At 76.5% G+C, this 16,906-nt stretch carries 14 protein-coding genes; 10 read left to right on the top strand and 4 right to left on the bottom strand.

Features of this window, described 5'->3' with window-relative positions:
• Positions 1-179: 179 nt before the first annotated feature.
• The 5 genes from KUM42_RS13115 to KUM42_RS13095 are packed head-to-tail and all read left to right on the top strand — an operon-like array spanning position 180 to position 6,301.
• Positions 180-1,652 carry a polysaccharide biosynthesis tyrosine autokinase gene (locus KUM42_RS13115; RefSeq protein WP_237492936.1) on the top strand — a complete coding sequence of 491 codons (1,473 nt, stop codon included), beginning with the start codon at positions 180-182 and terminating at the stop codon, positions 1,650-1,652.
• Positions 1,649-2,992 (top strand): lipopolysaccharide biosynthesis protein, encoded by a 1,344-nt coding sequence (locus tag KUM42_RS13110; protein ID WP_237492935.1) that lies wholly within the window; start codon positions 1,649-1,651, stop codon positions 2,990-2,992. Before KUM42_RS13115 ends, KUM42_RS13110 begins: the two co-directional genes overlap by 4 nt.
• Positions 2,989-3,870, top strand: coding sequence for a glycosyltransferase family 2 protein (locus tag KUM42_RS13105; protein WP_237492933.1), 882 nt, complete (start codon positions 2,989-2,991; stop codon positions 3,868-3,870). Before KUM42_RS13110 ends, KUM42_RS13105 begins: the two co-directional genes overlap by 4 nt.
• On the top strand, positions 3,867-5,204 hold the full coding sequence (locus KUM42_RS13100) for an O-antigen polymerase (RefSeq protein WP_237492931.1): 1,338 nt from the start codon (positions 3,867-3,869) through the stop codon (positions 5,202-5,204). The genes KUM42_RS13105 and KUM42_RS13100 overlap by 4 nt, the downstream gene beginning before the upstream one ends.
• A gap of 53 nt (positions 5,205-5,257) precedes the next feature.
• Entirely contained in the window at positions 5,258-6,301 is a 1,044-nt protein-coding gene (locus KUM42_RS13095) for a glycosyltransferase (protein ID WP_237492930.1), read from the top strand.
• 6 nt (positions 6,302-6,307) lie between these two features.
• Here the strand turns inward: KUM42_RS13095 and KUM42_RS13090 are convergent, their stop codons facing one another.
• Positions 6,308-7,366 carry a GNAT family N-acetyltransferase gene (locus KUM42_RS13090; RefSeq protein WP_237492928.1) on the bottom strand — a complete coding sequence of 353 codons (1,059 nt, stop codon included), beginning with the start codon at positions 7,364-7,366 and terminating at the stop codon, positions 6,308-6,310.
• Positions 7,367-7,693: 327 nt separating this feature from the next.
• Here KUM42_RS13090 and KUM42_RS13085 point away from each other — a divergent pair, with 327 nt between their 5' ends.
• The 4 genes from KUM42_RS13085 to KUM42_RS13070 all read left to right on the top strand — a co-directional run bounded on the left by KUM42_RS13085 (position 7,694) and on the right by KUM42_RS13070 (position 12,814).
• Complete coding sequence (locus KUM42_RS13085; RefSeq protein ID WP_237492926.1) at positions 7,694-9,124, top strand: polysaccharide biosynthesis tyrosine autokinase; 1,431 nt, start codon at positions 7,694-7,696, stop codon at positions 9,122-9,124.
• Positions 9,125-9,204: 80 nt separating this feature from the next.
• Entirely contained in the window at positions 9,205-11,040 is a 1,836-nt protein-coding gene (locus KUM42_RS13080; RefSeq protein ID WP_304610698.1) for a nucleoside-diphosphate sugar epimerase/dehydratase, read from the top strand.
• On the top strand, positions 11,037-12,194 hold the full coding sequence (locus tag KUM42_RS13075) for a DegT/DnrJ/EryC1/StrS aminotransferase family protein (protein ID WP_237492924.1): 1,158 nt from the start codon (positions 11,037-11,039) through the stop codon (positions 12,192-12,194). Before KUM42_RS13080 ends, KUM42_RS13075 begins: the two co-directional genes overlap by 4 nt.
• Positions 12,191-12,814: a sugar transferase gene (locus KUM42_RS13070; protein WP_237492922.1), complete on the top strand. Its 624-nt coding sequence runs from the start codon at positions 12,191-12,193 to the stop codon at positions 12,812-12,814. The genes KUM42_RS13075 and KUM42_RS13070 overlap by 4 nt, the downstream gene beginning before the upstream one ends.
• Positions 12,815-12,856: 42 nt before the next feature.
• Here KUM42_RS13070 and KUM42_RS13065 read toward each other — a convergent pair whose 3' ends face one another.
• The 3 genes from KUM42_RS13065 to KUM42_RS13055 form a co-directional block, all read right to left on the bottom strand.
• Positions 12,857-14,461 carry an FAD/NAD(P)-binding protein gene (locus KUM42_RS13065; RefSeq protein ID WP_237492921.1) on the bottom strand — a complete coding sequence of 535 codons (1,605 nt, stop codon included), beginning with the start codon at positions 14,459-14,461 and terminating at the stop codon, positions 12,857-12,859.
• Positions 14,458-15,165, bottom strand: coding sequence for an acetyltransferase (locus KUM42_RS13060; protein WP_237492919.1), 708 nt, complete (start codon positions 15,163-15,165; stop codon positions 14,458-14,460). Before KUM42_RS13060 ends, KUM42_RS13065 begins: the two co-directional genes overlap by 4 nt.
• 176 nt (positions 15,166-15,341) lie before the next feature.
• Entirely contained in the window at positions 15,342-15,890 is a 549-nt protein-coding gene (locus KUM42_RS13055) for a phosphatase PAP2 family protein (RefSeq protein WP_237492918.1), read from the bottom strand.
• Between the two features lie 181 nt (positions 15,891-16,071).
• Here KUM42_RS13055 and KUM42_RS13050 point away from each other — a divergent pair, with 181 nt between their 5' ends.
• A complete protein-coding gene (locus KUM42_RS13050) occupies positions 16,072-16,896 on the top strand; it encodes an HAD family phosphatase (RefSeq protein WP_237492916.1) in 825 nt (274 codons plus the stop codon).
• Positions 16,897-16,906: the final 10 nt, after the last annotated feature.

The following is a 16,906-nucleotide window of genomic DNA, read 5'->3' as shown; positions in this document are numbered from 1 at the left end:
TCCGCCGCGCGGTGCGACCCGGCCGTGCGGCCGGACGGGCTGCAGGAGAGCGGGCCGAAAGGGGTTATCCGAGCTGGTCGCGGCCGTTACCGTGTGGCCGCCTGAGGGTCCGGCCAGCACCCGGACCCGTGCCGGTCCCCTGCTGAGGGCGCGGCACTCCGACGGAGGACGGGGGCACGGTGGAACTGCGGGACGCGCGACGGGCGCTGCGTGCCCGATGGTGGTCCCCCGTCCTCGGGGTCGTCGTCGGCCTGGCGGTGGCCGCGCTGGTCCTGGCGCGGACGGCCCCCACCTGGTCGTCGACCACGAGCGTCTTCGTCGACGCCACGGAGGTCGGCGACCTGGCCGAGGCGCACGCCGCCGAGCTGTTCGCCATGCAGCGGCTGGCCTCCTACGTCGAGCTGGCCGACAGCGAGCGGCTCGTCCGCGGGGTCGTCGACGACCTGGGGCTCGACGAGACCCCCGCCGAGGTCGCCTCCCGCATCCGGGTCGAGCCGGTCGCGGACAGCGTCGTCCTGCGGATGACGGTCACCGACAGCACGCCCGAGCGCGCCCGGCAGCTGGCCGCAGCGGTCGCCGCCGAGTTCACCGAGCAGGCCACCGCACTGGAGCAGCCCCCCGGCGTCGTGGAGTCCGTGGTGCGGGTGACGACGATCCAGCCGGCGACGCTGGCGAGCGAGCCGGTCGGGCCCGACGTCGCCCGCGTCCTCTCGCTCGGCGGTGGGCTGGGCCTGCTGCTGGGCGCCCTGCTGGTGCTGGTGCCCACCCGCGTCCGGCGGACCGTCGGCAGCACCGAGGACGTCCGCACGGTCACCGGCGCCGCGCCGCTGGCCACCCTCCTGGCCGACCCCCGGCCCGGCGACCCACCGCCCTCGGCGACGCCCGCCCCTGGCTCCCCCGACGCGGCGGCGCTGCGCCGGCTGCGCGCGCAGCTCCGGCTCGGGCACGGGGACACCCCGCCCCGGGTGGTGGTCGTGACCGGGGGGACGGCGGGTGGGACCCGCTCCACCCTGGCGCTCCGGCTGGCGCTGTCGCTGGCCGAGGAGGGCAGCCGGGTGGTGCTGGTGGAGGCCGACCTGCACGCGCCCGCCCTGGCCGGGACCCTCGGGCTGCCCGACGGCCCCGGCCTCGGCGACGTGCTGGCCGGCACCGTCGAGCTGGAGAGCGCACTGCGGCCGTGGGGCGACGGGACGCTGACCGTCCTGCCCGCCGGGGCGACGCCGCCGGGCCTCGCTGCGGCCTCCCCCGCCGAGGGCACCGCCGCGCTGCTGACCCGGCTGCGCACCCGGGCGGACGTCGTCCTCGTCGACGCGACGCCGCTGTCGGTGGCCGACGCCGTGGAGCTGGGCGAGGTGGCCGACGGGATCCTGCTGGAGAGCCGGTTCGAGGTCACGCCCCGCGAGCAGCTGGCCGAGGCCGCACGGGCGCTGGCCGACACCCCGGCCGGGCTGCTCGGGGCGGTGCTGACCGGTGTGCCGGCCCGGGCCGCGCGCGTGCACCGGCTGCTCGTCCCCTACGCGCCGGACCGGGCCGTCACCGTCACGCCCACCCCGGCGCACGTGCCCTCCCCTCCCGCCGCACCGGCCGAGCGGCCGGCCGGGGGCGCGGACCGGGTGGGCCCGCTGCCGGCGGTCTCGCCGGAGCCGTCGTGAGCGCCGAGCTGCCGTCGTCGACGGCGGTGGCCGGGGACGGACCGGGAGCCGCTCCCGCGGCGGCACCGGGCGGCCCGGCTGCGGTGCTGCGCGGGGCGCTGGGGACGCTGCGGACCGGCGGCTTCCCCGACCTGTTCATCGCCCAGGTCGTGCCGCTCGGCGTCACGTTCGTGCTGACCCTGGTCTCCGCCGCCCTGCTCGGCCCCGAGCGGCGCGGCGTGCTGACCTTCCTGATGACCGGTGCGCTCCTGGCCGGCGCGCTCGCCTACGGCAGCCTGCACGTGCCCGTGGTCGAGGACCTGCGCCGCGGGGACCGCAGCTCGCTGCGGCACGGCGTCCGGCTGGTCGCCGGCTTCGCGGGCCTCCTGGCCACGGCCGGCGTCGTGCTGGTCGTCGCGGGCCGGGCGGCCTCCACCGGCGACGGGCACCCGCACACGGTCTCCACCGGGTGGGCCCTCCTGGGCGGCGCGCTGGTGGTCTGCCAGCTGTTCGCCAACCGGGTGCTGCAGGGCCTGGGGCGCGACCGCGCCTACCAGGTGACGATCGTCGTGCAGAGCGTGCTCTACCTGCTGGCCGCCGCGGCGGTGCTGGCGACCACGCGGTCCCCGATGCTGGTCTACGGCGCCTGGGCGCTGTCGGTGGTCGCCGGCCTGGCGGTCGCATCGACCCAGCTGGTCCGCCACCTGCGGGAGCACGTGGTCGTCGCCCCCGCCGGCACGCCGGCCCGGACCTGGCCGGCGTTCCTGCGCTCGGCCACCGCCAACAACGTCGGCAGCATCGGCCAGATGGTCATGCTCCGGGCCGACGTGCTCGTCGTCGGCGTCGTCCTCGGCCCGACGGCCGCCGGCGTCTACGGCATCGCCCTCTCCCTGACGGAGCTGGCGCTCATCGTCCCGGAGGCCCTGGCGCTGTCGGTCTTCTCCGGCCGCGCACGGCTGTCGGAGGACAGCTGGGCGGGTCAGCTCCGGTGCACCGTCCGCCTCAACGCCGCCGTCGGCTGCCTGGCCGCCGTCTGCATCGCCGGAGCCGCCGTCGTGCTGTCGCTCGGACCGCTGTCGGACTACCGGGGCCTGGTGCCGCTCGTGCTGGTCGTGCTGCCCGGCGTCCTCTTCGCCGGCTACTCGCGGGTCGCGCTCAGCGCGCTGCAGGCCCTCGGCCGGCACTCGGCGGTGGCGACCTTCGGCGTCCTGGCCGTGCTGCTGTCCGTGGGCTACCTGCCCGGGGCGTGGCTGGGCGGCACCACCGGAACCGCCGCCGTCTCCACCGCCGCCTACGTCGGGACGGCGCTGTACCTGCGCACCAGCCTGCGCTCAGCACTGCGAGGAGGCGAGGACCGGTGACCCGGACGTCGATCGTGCTGGTGGCCTACCGCTCCGCCGGCTACCTCGAACGCGGCCTGCCCGCACTCCTGCGGGACCCCGCCGTGGGCGAGGTGGTCGTGGTGGACAACAGCAGCGACCCGGCCACCGAGCGCGTGGTGGACGGCACCGGCGGGCGGGTCCGCTACCTCGACCCGGGGGGCAACGTCGGGTTCGCCCGGGGCTGCAACCTGGGCATGCGGGCCACCGGCGACCCGGTGGTCACCTTCCTCAACCCCGACGTCGGCCTCGAGCGCAGCGTCGCCGACCTGGTCGAGGCCTGCGCCGCCGACGACCGGCTCGTCCTGGGCGGCGGCCTGACCGGCGAGGCCGGCGGCGCGATCGGCAACGCCCGGCGCCGGGAGACGCTGGGCACCGAGCTGCGCCGCGCGGTGCTGGGGGCTAGGTCGTCGGTGCAGCCGGTCACGCCGGACAGCGGCACGGTCGCCGTGCCCCAGGTCGACGGCGCGTTCCTGATGGCCGACCGCACCTTCCTGGAGCTGCTCGGCGGGTACGACGAGCGCTTCGAGCTGTACTTCGAGGACCTCGACCTCTGCGAGCGGGCGCGGGAGCACGGCCGGGTGCTCCTGGACACCCGCTGCTACGGCAGCCACGCCGGCGGCGGCAGCTCGCGCACGGTCGCCGCCACGTCCTACTGCGTCTTCCGCGTCTCCCGGGTCCGGTACTTCGCCAAGCGCGGGGGGCGCCCGGCCGCGGCGGCCGCACTGCTGGTCACGCTGGCCGAGGTGGTCGCCCGCACGCTGACCCGCCAGCCGGAGGGGGGCCGCGTGCGCCGGCGGGCCCTGCTGCTGTCGGCCCGCGAGGCGTGGCGGCCGGGCACGGTGGCGGTGCTGTCGTGACCTCGGCGATGGTCCTGGTGGCGTCGGTGCTGCTGCTCCTGCTGTGCTGGCGCCGGTGGGGGCCGCTGCACCTGCTGACGGTCACGCTCGGCCTGTGGTCGGTCATCGGCCTGCTGCTGGTGACCCGGCCGGTCGGGCTGGCGGAGCCGAGCCTGCAGACGGCGGTGGCGATCGTCCTGGGCCTGGCCGCGATGACCGCCGTCCCGCTGCTGTTCGACCGCACGCCACGGCCCGGGGTGGACGCGACCGCCGCGCCCCCGGTCCGCACCACCCTGCGGGTCGGCCGGCTGGCGGCGGCGACGGGGGTCGTGCTGGTCGTCGTCGCCTGGGGCACGTGGCAGTACCGCCTGGCGGTCTCGGCGGTCCTCGGCGTCCCCTTCGGGCAGCTGGACACCAAGCTGGTGCGCTGGGCCGAGCTCTACGGCGACCTGTCGGTCTCCGCGCCGGTCGGCGTCGCCCAGGCGCTGGCCCCGCTGCTCGGCGCGTTCGGCGTGATCGGCGCGCTCTGCCACCGCTGGTGGTGGGCGCTGCTCGTCCCGGTCGCGATCGCGAGCACCATGCAGTCCCCGTCCCGCACGGCCACCCTCACCGTGGCCATCACCTGCCTGTTCTTCCTCGTCCTGCTGCCCCGGTCCCCGGGCCTGGTCCGCCGCTCCCGGCGACGGGTGCTGTCCCCGGGCGTCCGGGTGGCCGCGCTCGTCACGGCCGTCGGCGGCGGCGCACTGGCCTACTTCGGCGTCGTCGGCCAGCAGCTGGACAAGGGCGCCGTGCCGGCGGGGCTGGCGGTCGCGGACTGGCTGCCCGACGCGCTGGTGCAGCCCGTGCTCTACCAGGTCGGCGGCATCAGCGCGTTCACCGTCGCCGTCGACCAGTCCACCGGCGGTCCCGGCCCCTACGGGGGGTGGGGACGGTCGGTCTACGCCGTCGGGAAGGCACTCCAGTTCCTGGGCGTGCCCGTCCCCGAGCCCCAGCCGTTCGCCGACTACGTGGACATGCCGATCCCCTTCAACACCTACACGGCGTTCGGGGACACCTGGTTCGACTTCGGCCTGGCCGGCGTCGTCGGGCTCTTCCTGCTCACCGGCCTGGCCGTGCACCTGCTGGGGACGTGGCCCCGGCCCGGTCACCCCGCCTCGCTCTGGGGCCTGAGCGTGCTGGCCGCCGTCCTCATGGCCACGCCGATCCACATGCGGCTGCTCGACATCGACGTCCTGGCGCCGGGTGTGGCCGGCTGGCTGCTGGTCGCCTGGGTGCTCCGCCCGGAACGCACCCTCCCGGCCGTCGCGGCGCGCACCGCCGTGGCGGTCCCCGGCGAGCAGCGGGTGCTGCGGTGACGCCCGACCGGGAGCAGGGACCTGCCGGTGGCGAACCGGTCCGGGTCGGCCTGGTGACCAGCGTCGGCCGCACGCTGGACGCGTTCTTCCCCCCGATCGTCGACCGGCTCACCGCCCTGGGCTTCGCGGTCACGTCGGCCAGCGGGACGACGTCGTCGCTGCCGGGCTGGACGCCGCTGGCGGGCTTCACCCAGCGGCCCTCCCCGCACGTGCGCACCGCCGTCCGCGCCGTCCGGGCCTGGTCGGCGGCGCAGCGGCACGACGTCGTCGTCACCAACACCGCGACCGCGTCGGTGCTCGTGCGGGCCGGCGGGCTGCCGGCGCCGGTCGTCTACTTCTGCCACGGCCTGCACTGGGGGCGCGACGACGTCCGCGCGCTGCCGTGGAAGGCCGTGGAGCGCGCCCTGCTGCCCCGGACGGCCGGGGTGGTGACGATCAACCGGGACGACCAGGCCTGGTTCGAACGACACGGGGCGCGGCGGGTGCACCGCCTCGCCGGCGGCGTCGGCGTCCCGCTCGGGCAGTGGCCGGCCGCGCCGCCGCCGGCACCGGGCACCCTCGAGCTGCTGTGGGCCGGGGACATGACCCCCCGCAAGCGGCCCCTGCTCGCGCTGGCCGTCGTCGCCCACCTGGTCGAGCGCGGGGTGCCCGTGCGGCTGCGCATGCTCGGCGACGGGCCGCTGCACGAGGCGGTCCGGGCCCGGACGGCGGAGCTCGGCCTGGGCGACGTCGTCCGCGCCGAGGGCCGGGGACCGGTGGCCGCGGCACTGGGCGAGGCGACCGCCCTGCTGCACACGGCCTCCTGGGAGGGGCTCCCCCGCGTCGCGCTGGAGGCCGCCGCGGTCGGCCGCTGGTGCTACGGCTTCGACGTCAAGGGCCTGCGGGACGCCCCGCTGGTCCGGCTCGCGCCGGACGGGGACGTCGCGGCCCTGGCCGGCCTGCTCGCCGGCGACACCGCCTCCGGTGCGGTGCTCGGCGTCCCCGACGTCCGCGCGGACCTCGACGCGGCCGCCGCCGCCGACGGCCTGGCCGGTGCCCTGCTCGACGTGCTCGGCCGCCGGGCCCCCGGCCTCGGGAGCCCGGTGCCGCCGGCCTGACCGGGGTCAGGCGGGACGGCGCCAGGGCGGGAAGAACCCGGCCGTGTCGTCGGTGCCCGCGAGCTCGCGGTAGCCGACGGGGTCGTGCACGAGCTTGGCCACGTGGAAGGGCAGCGGCTCGCCCTGCGGGTCGTAGCGGTGCTTGAAGACGAACAGCGGCGAGGTCGCCGACCCGCCGAGTCCACCGCCCAGGTGCAGCCGGTCCATGCCCTGGGCCTGCGCCCACTCGGCCGCGGCCAGGAACAGCCGGTTGGAGGCCCCCATCGTGCGGGCCACCTCGTCGGAGGCGCCCAGGTGGTAGTGCAGCCACGGCCCGTGCGCGAAGCACAGCAGCGCCGCGACCAGCCGCCCCTCCACCCGGCCCTCGACCAGCAGCGGGCGCAGCGTCGCCGCCTCCTCGAGCAGTGCCGCCCAGTAGTCGTCGGGGAAGTAGAAGAACGCGTCGGCCTGCTGCCGGCGCATCGTCGCCACGTACAGCGTCCGGAAGTCCCGGAGGGAGGCCGGGCGCGGGTCGACGGTGACCTCGAGCCCCTCGCGGTCGGCCCGGCGTGCCGCCCGGCGGTGGTGCGGGTGCATGCCGGCGGACAGGTCCCGGCCGGGTGAGACGTCCCAGACCACGGTGGAGCCGGCGGGCACGAGCTCGGCCGAGGCCGGGACCAGCGCGGCGTTGCCCAGCAGCGGGTGCAGCCGGAGGAAGGTGGCCACGACGCCGTTGGCCCGCGCCCAGGCGTCCAGCGCCGGGCCCAGGGCGGCGGCCGCGGCCCCGGAGCGGGCGACCGGCCCGCCGTAGCCGTAGGCGGTGGTGGCGTCCCACCCGGGCCGTCCGGGCAGCGGCCGGAGCAGCAGCGGCAGCGCGACGTCGCCGTCCCGGTGGCGCAGGCGCAGCAGCACCGGCCGGGTCCCCGGCACCTCCAGCAGCGCGGACGCCCGCGAGTACCCGGCGCTGGTGTAGGTGTCCAGCCCCCCGAGGGCACCGACCACGCGGTCCCAGTCGGTCTCGGGGACGACCTGCACCCCACCCACCGAGGTCACCGTCCGGCGGTGACCGACGTCGGCCACGGTCACACGCGCTCTCCCGTCTCGGTGCCCACGCCCGCAGGCTAGAGGCCAGGAGCCCGCCGGAGAGGCCTTCCAGCGCTCGCACTCCACGAGTTCGCACACGATCGGCTGAACCGCCAGCCGGAGTCGCGACGCTCCGTACACGGACCGGTCACCGGCGAGCACGACCAGCCGCGCGTCGGGCGAGAACGTGTCCAACGTCATCGATCCGTGCATGAAACGCCACCGACCGGATCCGGTTCCCCCTACTTTCCGTGACTCCGGCGCCCTCCGGGCGGCGGCGCCCGACAGCGGGACGCGGGCGACCAGGACCCGACGGGGATCGGCGGACGAGTGCAACGGATCGACCTCTTCCAGCTCCTGCGGCGCGACCTCCACCTCGTCGTCGCCGGACTGCTGCTCGGGCTCGCGGTGGCCGCGGCGCTCAGCCTCACGGCGGAGCGGACCTACGCCTCGTCGACGCAGCTGTTCGTCAGCACGGGCGGGTCCACCGCCTCCGAGGACGCCTACGAGGGCAACCTCTTCTCCCAGCAGCGGATCGCCTCCTACGCGGAGGTGCTCCGCTCCGAGGAGCTGGCGGAGCGCGTCGTCGAGGCCACCGGGGTGCGCCTCACCCCGCGGGAGGTGGCCGCCGAGGTCGCCGTCACGCCGCTGCCGGACACCGTCGTCCTCGACGTCGTCGTCACCGACAGCTCGCCCGAGCGCGCGCAGACGATCGCCGCGTCCCTCGCCCAGCAGTTCACCCAGCGGGTCGCCCAGCTGGAGACCCCGGCCGGCGCCACGTCGCCGACGGTCTCGATCGAGGTCCTGCAGCCCGCCGACCTGGACCGGACGCCGGTCAGCCCGGACACGGTGGGCGACCTGTGGCGCGGGGCCGCCGTGGGCCTGGTGCTGGGCATCGGGTCCGTGCTCGTGCGCAGCCGGCTCGACCGGACCGTCCGCGAGGTCGACGACGTCGAGCAGGCCACCGGGGCGCCGGTCATCGGCCGCGTCTTCGCCGACCGCGAGCTCGCCCGGCAGCCGGTGGCCACCGGTGCCGCTCCGCAGTCGCCGACCGCCGAGGCGTTCCGGGCCCTGCGGGTCGCCCTGCGGCACCTGGGGAGCGAGTCCGGCCCCCGGGTCGTGGTGGTGGCCGGCGCACTGCCCGGCGAGGGGGCCACGACCGTCGCCACCGAGCTGGCCGTCTCCCTCGCCCGGGCCGGCGACCGGGTCACCCTGGTCGACGCCGACCTCCGCCGTCCGCACGTCCGGCACCGGCTCCAGCTGCCCGACGGGCCGGGCCTCACCGAGGTGCTGACCGGCACCGCGCAGCTGGCCGACGTCCTCCAGCGGTGGGACGGCGGGCCGGAGGGCCTCGCCGTCCTGGGCGCCGGCGGCCTGCCGGCGGACCCCGAGGCGCTGCTGGGCTCGGCGGCCATGGCGGCCCTGCTGCGCGGCCTGCGCGAGGACCGGGACGTCGTCGTCGTCGACGCCCCGCCGCTGATCCCGGTGGTCGACGCCGCCGTGCTCAGCGCCCAGGCCGACGCCTGCCTGCTGGTGGCCCGCTACGGGCGGACCCGGCGGGACCAGCTGGCCGAGGCCGCGGCCGCGGTGGCGCGGGTCCGCGTGCCCGCGCTGGGCGTGGTGCTCACCCGCCTCCCGCACCGGGCCCGGGTCGCCACGACCGGCTCGACGACCTACGCCGCCGACCGGCAGCGCCGCCGGACCGTCCCGGCCGGGCCCGTCCCGCCGGTCGACCCCCCACTCCCCCCGCACCAGCCATGAGCGGCGACCGACCCGTCGACGCCCACCCCCACGACCCGACGACGGACGCGCACCCCGCCCGTCCGGAGAGGAAGGCCGACATGACCGACGACGACAGGGACCCCGCCCTGCGGTGGCGCCTCATCCGGTTCGCGATGCTCGCCGGGGACGTGGGCTCCCTGCTGGCCGGGCTGGTCCTGGCCGTCACCGCCCGCTACGAGGGGGCACTCGACCAGATCGACAGCCGGGGCCTGGTGCTGGCGATGGCGCTGACGGTCCTCGTCTTCCCGGTCGCGTCGACGGCGCTGCGCCTGCACCAGGGCCGCTACGCGGTGGGCACGGCCGAGGAGCTGAAGAGCCTGGCGATCGCGGTGGGGGTGACCCTGCTGGCCGTGCTGCTCGTCGTCGTCCTGGCCGGCACGCCCCGGCTGCTGCCGCTGAGCGTCCCGCCGGTCGCCGCCGTCCTGTCCTTCGTGATCATGGCGGCCTTCCGGGTGGCGATCCGCAGCCAGCGCGAGGGGGCCGTGCGCCCGCGCTCCGGCGAGCGGACGCTGGTCTTCGGCACCGGGATCGCCGGCGAGCAGCTCGTCCGCTCGATGCTCGCCGACCCCGACAGCCCCTACCTGCCCGTCGGCCTGCTCGACGACGACCCGACCAAGCGGCACCTGCGCATCCGCGGCGTCCGGATGATGGGCGGCCGGGAGCGCCTGGCCGAGGCGGCCGCGGAGACCTGCGCGGAGACCGTCGTCATCGCACTGCCCTCGGCCGGTGCCGCACTCGTCCGCGACCTCTCCCAGCGGGCCAACGACGCCGGGCTCACCGTGAAGGTGCTGCCGCGGATGTCGGAGTACTTCAACCGCCGGGTCGGCATCCGCGACGTCCGCGACATCGACGTCGCGGACCTGTTGGGCCGCCGGCAGATCGACACCGACGTCGCCGAGATCGCCGACTACCTGCGCGGCAAGCGGGTGCTGGTCACCGGCGCAGGCGGGTCGATCGGTTCCGAGCTGTGCCGGCAGATCCAGCAGTTCGGCCCGGGCGAGCTGATGATGCTCGACCGCGACGAGTCGGCCCTGCACGCGCTGCAGCTGACGATGTTCGGCGAGGCCCGGCTGCACGAGCCGCAGGCCGTCCTCGCCGACATCCGGGACGGCGAGGCGATCTCCCGGCTGTTCGCCGAGCGGCGCCCGGAGGTGGTCTTCCACGCCGCGGCGCTCAAGCACCTCAACATGCTCGAGCAGTACCCGGACGAGGGCTGGAAGACCAACGTGCTGGGGACGCGCAACGTGCTGGCCGCCGCCACCGAGGTGCAGGTCACCCACTTCATCAACGTCTCGACCGACAAGGCCGCGAACGCGGTCAACGTCCTGGGGCGCACCAAGCGGATGGCCGAGCAGCTGACCGCCACCTACGCGGAGGCAGGCAGCGGCCGGTACCTGTCGGTGCGGTTCGGCAACGTGCTCGGCAGCCGGGGCTCGGTGCTGGAGACCTTCGCGGCCCAGATCGCCCGGGGCGGCCCGCTCACCATCACCGACACGGAGGTGACCCGCTACTTCATGACCATCCCCGAGGCCGTCCAGCTGGTCGTCCAGGCCGGCGCGATCGGCCGCGGCGGGGAGGCCCTGGTGCTGGACATGGGCACCCCGGTGCGCATCGGCGACGTCGCGGCGCACCTGATCAACCTCGAGGACCGGCCGATCGAGATCCGGGTGACCGGGCTGCGGCCGGGCGAGAAGCTGCACGAGGAGCTGTTCGGCGCCGGCGAGCAGGACAGCCGGCCGTTCCACCCGATGATCAGCCACGTGCCGGTGCCGGGTCTGCCGCCCGAGGAGGTCGACCGGCTCGGGAGCCGCTACCCCGCCACCACCACCCGGACGGCCGCACCGCTCAACCACGTCGCCCGGCAGCCCGAGCGCGCCGGCGTGGTGCCGCGGTGACGGCGGCACCGGTCCGGACGCGGGGCCGGATCCTGCTCTCCACGCCCGACGTCGGGACCCGTGAGCAGGAGATGGTCGCCGCGGCCATCTCCTCGGGCTGGATCGCCCCGCTGGGCCCGATGGTCGACGCCTTCGAGCAGCGCGTCGCCGAGCGGTGCGGCCGGGCGCACGCCGTGGCGCTGTCCTCGGGCACGGCCGCGCTGCACCTGGCCCTGCTGGAGGTCGGCGCGGGCCCGGGCCGCGCCGTCGTCGTCCCGACGATGACCTTCGTCGCCACCGCGAACGCCGTGACCTACACCGGCGCGGAGCCGGTGTTCGTCGACTGCGACCCCGACACCGGGGTGCTCTCCCCCGCCCTGCTGGAGGAGGCGCTCACCGCCCTGGCCGCGGAGGGCACGCCGGTGGCCGCCGTCGTCCCGGTCGACCTGCTGGGACGCTGCGCCGACTACCCGGTGATCGAGGCGGTCTGCGCCCGCCACGGTGTGCCGGTCGTCTCCGACGCGGCCGAGGCGCTGGGCGCCAGCTGGCAGGGCCGCCCCGCCGGGTCCTTCGGCGCCGTGGCGGCCCTGTCGTTCAACGGCAACAAGATCATGACCACCAGCGGCGGTGGCATGCTCCTGACCGACGACGCCGCCACCGCCCGGCGGGCCCGCCACCTGAGCACCCAGGCCCGCGAGCCGGCGGTGCACTACGAGCACACCCAGGTCGGCTACAACTACCGGCTGAGCAACCTGCTCGCCGCGCTCGGGCTCGCCCAGCTCGAGCGGCTCGACGAGATGATCGGCCGGCGCCGCGCCCTGCGCGAGCAGTACGCCGCGATGGTCGAGGGCGTCCCCGGGGTGCGGGTGTTCCAGCGCGAGGGCGACGCGGTCGACAACTGCTGGCTGACCGCCCTGCTGGTCGACCCGACCGTGACCGGCTGGTCCGTCGACGACCTGCGCGCGGCGCTCGACGCCGCCGACATCGAGTCACGGCCGCTGTGGAAGCCGATGCACCGGCAACCGCTGTTCGCCGGCGCCCGCGGTCACCTCGACGGCTCCGCCGACCGGCTCTTCGCGACCGGGCTGACCCTGCCCAGCGGCTCGGCCCTCACGCCGGACCAGGTCGACGAGGTGCTCGGGACGCTGGCCGGCTTCCTGGAGCAGCACCGGTGAGGCGGCGCTACCCGCCGGTCAAGCGGGCCGTCGACGTCGTCGTCTCCGGGATCGGGCTGGCCGTCACCGCACCGCTGATGGCCGCGGTCGCGGTCGCGGTGCGGCGGGACCTCGGGACGCCGGTGCTCTTCCGCCAGCAACGCCCGGGCCTCGGCGGCCGGCCGTTCGAGCTGGTGAAGTTCCGGACCATGCGCACGTTCGGCCCCGGCGACTCGGTGGCGACCGACGGCGACCGCCTCACCCCGTTCGGGACGTGGCTGCGCAGCACCAGCCTCGACGAGCTGCCCACGCTGTGGAACGTCTTCCGCGGCGACATGAGCCTGGTCGGACCACGGCCGCTGCTGATGGAGTACCTGGAGCGCTACACCCCCGAGCAGGCACGGCGGCACGAGGTGCGCCCCGGCGTGACCGGGCTGGCCCAGGTGCGCGGCCGCAACCTGCTGGCCTGGGACGAGCGGTTCACCGCCGACGTCGAGTACGTCGACCGGCTGGGCCCCCGGCTGGACCTGCAGGTCCTGCTCGCGACGCTGCGCACGGTGCTGCGGCGGGAGGGCATCTCGGCGGCCGACGCCCCGACGATGCACCTGTTCACCGGCAGCCGGCAGGACGACGCGGCCTGAGCCGGGGAGGGGCCCCCGCCACGGCCGGCGGGGGCCCGTCCGTCAGCGGGGCGCCGGTGCCGGGGTCGTCAGGGTCGCGGCGAGGCTGCGACCGAGCCGGGTCCCGTAGGCGCTGATCCGGCCGCAGTGCTCCATGTGCCAGACCGGCTGGCCGTGCACGATGTTGCCGGCGAGCAGCGGGCCCATCACGTACAGCCGCGGGGCCGCCGCCAGGTCCCGGTCGACGGCGATGCCGCCGCCGTACGGGGTCGGGCGCAGGACGCCCCGGTCGAGCAGGGAGGCGACGAGCGAGGGCACGGCGTCACGCAGCGCCCGGGTCGGGCCGGCGCAGTTGACGACCACGTCGGCGGGCCGGTCGAGCTCGGCGGGCACGCCCGCGGCCGAGTACCGCACCCGCACCCCCGCACCGCCGTCGGTGGCGAGGCCGGTGAAGCTGCCGGCCACCAGCGACATCCGCCCCGCGCGGGTCAGCTCCTCGACCACCTCGGTGTACTCCCAGCCGGCGCGCCGCTGGTGCCGGCCGAGCTCCACGCCCCAGTGGCCGGCGAACTCCAGGGTCTGCTCCTCCGACAGCCGGGGCAGCACCTCCGACACGCCCTGGGAGATCGGCCGGAGGGTGTCCCCCACGGTCAGCCCGGCCGCCCGGCCGTCGGCGAGGTCGGCGAGAGCGGCGGCGTGCACCTCGCGGGCCGTGACCGCGGGGGCGGACCGCAGCGCGAGCAGGTGCCCGGCCACGAAGCCGGGCCGCGGCTCGGCCAGCAGCTCGGGCAGCGCGCCGCCGGGCGTGAGCACCGTGAAGACGGTGCCCCGTTCGGCGACGACGGGCAGGTCGTTGACCTGGTACAGCACGTCCATGGTGCCGGCGTTGCCGCCGATGACGACGACGTGCGGCGGACCGGCGTCGGCCGGTCGCCGTGCCACGGCGGCCCGGGTGCGCTCCAGCCCCTCCCCCATGTCGTCGAAGGGACGGTCGATCAGCACGGCGTCGTGCGGCCCCCCGGCCCCCTCGAGCCGGCGCACCACCGGGGCCGACCCGGTCGCCAGGACCACGTGGCGGGCGCGCAGCCGGCACCGCCGGCCGGTCACGAGGTGGACGGGTCCGTCCGGGTCCAGGGAGCCGACCTCGTCCTGCAGCAGGTCGACCGTGGCGGCGGAGACCCGGGCGGCCAGGTCGATCGCCTCGCGCACACGCCCGGCGAGGTGCAGACCGAAGACGTACCGCGGCAGGAACAGGTCCTCGAACTCCCCGCGGGTGACGGCCTCGCGGTGGCGCTCCCACCAGCGGGAGGACACCGGCCCGCCGGCGGCGAGGAACTCCTCCAGCGCCCAGGACCAGTTCTCCGCCAGCCACCCGGTGAACAGCCGCAGTTCCTCGGGCGGCAGGAAGTCCCGCAGCGGGGTGATCAGCAGCGAGGTCCGTGCGGCGCGGCTGCCGTAGGCGACGCCGGGGAACGGGTCGGGCGCCTGTTCCACGACGGCGATCCGCAGCGGCCGCGCGGGCGGGTCGGCGGCCAGGGTGGTGAGCAACGCGAGGAGGACGTAGGACGTGGAGGCCCCCGCGCCGACGAAGACCAGGTCGTGGCTCCCCTCGTCGCCGTCCTCGGACAGCGCCCCGCCCGGTCGGTCGTGCTGGTCGACGGCGGTCACGGCACCCGCACCCCCGTCCGCTGCCGGCCGCCGGAGCGGACGAACGCCGGGTCCGGCGGCACCTCCCCGCTGCGGTCGGGGAGGATCCGCGCCGGGTTGCCCACGGCCGTGACGTGGTCGGGCAGGTCGGCGATGACGACCGTGCCGGCGCCGATCTTGCACCAGCGCCCGATCCGGACCTTGGGGATGACGACCGCACCGACGCCGATGTGCGTGCCCTCGCCGACGGTGACGTGCCCGCTCAGCGCCGCCTGCGGGCTGATGTGCGCGTAGTCGCCGATGTCGCAGTCGTGGTCGACGCTGGCCCCGGTGTTGACCAGCACGTGCCGGCCGATGCGGGCGTTGGGCTGGACCATCGCCCCGGCCAGGACGACGGTCCCCTCCCCGATCCGGGCCGAGGGGGCCACGATCGCCGTCGGGTGGACCGCCTGGCCGTAGTGGGCGTCGAGGACCTGGGCGAGCTCGGCGCGCTCGCCGTTGATGCCGACGGCCAGCACGAGCGGGACGTCCAGCAGCGGGAAGGCGTCGGGCCCGACCAGGCGGATGCCGGGGAGCACGTCCCGGCTCGCGGGGTGCTGGTTCGCCGGGCTGTCGTTGTACATCCGCCGCAGGCCGATGCCGCACGCGCGGAGGGCGTCGACCACCACCTGGGCATGCCCGCCGGCTCCGTACACGTCGTAGACCGGCATCTCGCCGAACGTCACACGGCCTCCTGTGCAGCTCTCCCACCGGTCCCCCAGGACCCGGTGGAGCGGGTCAGCGGCGGAAGCGTATTGGCCCCGGCGACCCTGCGGGGGCTCTGCGCGCGCCCGGGCCGCAGAAACCGGCGGCTGCGGCCCGGGACCGTGCCGTGCCGGGCCGCGGCGCCGTCGGGGAGGGGTCAGCGGGCGGGCGCGGTGCGGCGGCCCGGGGTCCACCGGGACACCCGGTGGGCGAGCGCCCCGACGGCCCCGCCGAGCAGCCAGCCGGCCAGGACGTCGGTCAGCCAGTGCGCACCGAGGTAGACCATGCTCGCCCCCACCGCGAGCGTGCCGGCGCCCAGCAGGACGGCGACCACGCGGCCGGCCCGGTCGGCCCGGCGCAGGCCCCACAGGACCAGCGGGACGGCGGCGCCGGCGGTCAGGGCGCCGATCGAGGAGGGGAACGCGGAGCCGGCCGCGGGCACGATCGCGAGGTCGGCGGGCGGCCGCGCCCGGCCGATGACCTCCTTGAGCCACTCGGCGAGCAGCGTCGCGACGAAGGAGGAGACCATCGCCGCGGCCACCGGCCGCCAGGCCCGGCAGGCGTACGCGAAGGCCAGCGCCACCAGCCCGGCCAGGACGTAGGTGACGGCGGGCTGGCCGGCGTCCATGAGCCCGCGGGTGGCGGCGTCGGCCCAGCCGGTGCGGTGCCGCCCGATGGCCTCGAGCACCGCCAGGTCGACCGACATGCCCGGGAGTATCGCCCAGCCCGGCCCCGGAGCGGGGCGGTCGGGACGCGCGGCCACGACCGGAGGTGTGGCCTCGTGCCGACGGAGGGGCCCGGCTGCCGGCGCCTGTGGACGACCCGCCCGGGTGGGGACGACGGTGCCCTCCACCGGCTGGACACCCGGTCCCCTTACCGTGTGAGCCGTGACCCGCGCTGCGGCGTTCTTCGACCTGGACAAGACGGTCATCGCGAAGTCCAGCACCCTGGCCTTCGGACGACCGTTCTTCCAGGGTGGGCTGATCAACCGTCGGGCGGCGCTCAAGGGCGCCTACGCCCAGTTCGTCTTCTCCCTGGCCGGCGCCGACGCCGTCCAGATGGAGCGGATGCGCAGTCAGATCGCGGCCATGACCACCGGCTGGGACGTCGCCGTGGTGCACGAGATCGTGCGCGAGACGCTGCACGGGATCGTCGACCCGCTGGTCTACGCGGAGGCCGCCGACCTGATCGAGGCGCACCAGGACGCGGGCCGGGAGGTCGTCATCGTGTCGACCAGCGGCGCGGAGGTCGTCGAGCCCATCGGGGAGATGCTGGGTGTCGACCGGGTCGTGGCCACCCGGATGGTGATCGCGGACGGCCGCTACACCGGCGAGATGGAGTACTACGCCTACGGGCCGACCAAGGCCGCCGCCATCCGCGAGCTGGCCGCCCAGCAGGGCTGGGACCTGGCCGACTGCTGGGCCTACAGCGACTCGCACACCGACCTGCCGATGCTGGAGACGGTCGGGCACCCCACCGCGGTCAACCCCGACCGCGGCCTGCGGAGAGCAGCCGCCGAGCGGGGCTGGCCGGTGCTGACCTTCTCCCGCCCGGTGTCGATGCGGGCCCGGTTCACCGGCACCCGGCCGCCGGTGGTCGTCGGCGCGGCCCTGAGCGCGGCCCTCGTCGGGCTGGCCTGGTACGTCCGGCGCCGGGCGCTCCAGCCGGTGGTCGCGCCGACCCCGGTGCCCGTGCGGCGTCGGCGGGCCTGAGGACCGCCCG

The sequence above is a fragment of the Modestobacter sp. L9-4 genome, assembly GCF_019112525.1.
Taxonomy (GTDB): Bacteria; Actinomycetota; Actinomycetes; order Mycobacteriales; family Geodermatophilaceae; genus Modestobacter.
This window is presented reverse-complemented; position numbering and strand designations above follow the sequence as displayed.

What these genes read in the sequence shown, in the direction of transcription:
- KUM42_RS13080 (WP_304610698.1), top strand. Translation starts at nt 9,205, where the DNA reads ATGACCGACGACGACAGGGACCCCGCCCTGCGGTGGCGCCTCATCCGG.
- KUM42_RS13055 (WP_237492918.1), bottom strand. Translation starts at nt 15,890, where the DNA reads ATGTCGGTCGACCTGGCGGTGCTCGAGGCCATCGGGCGGCACCGCACC.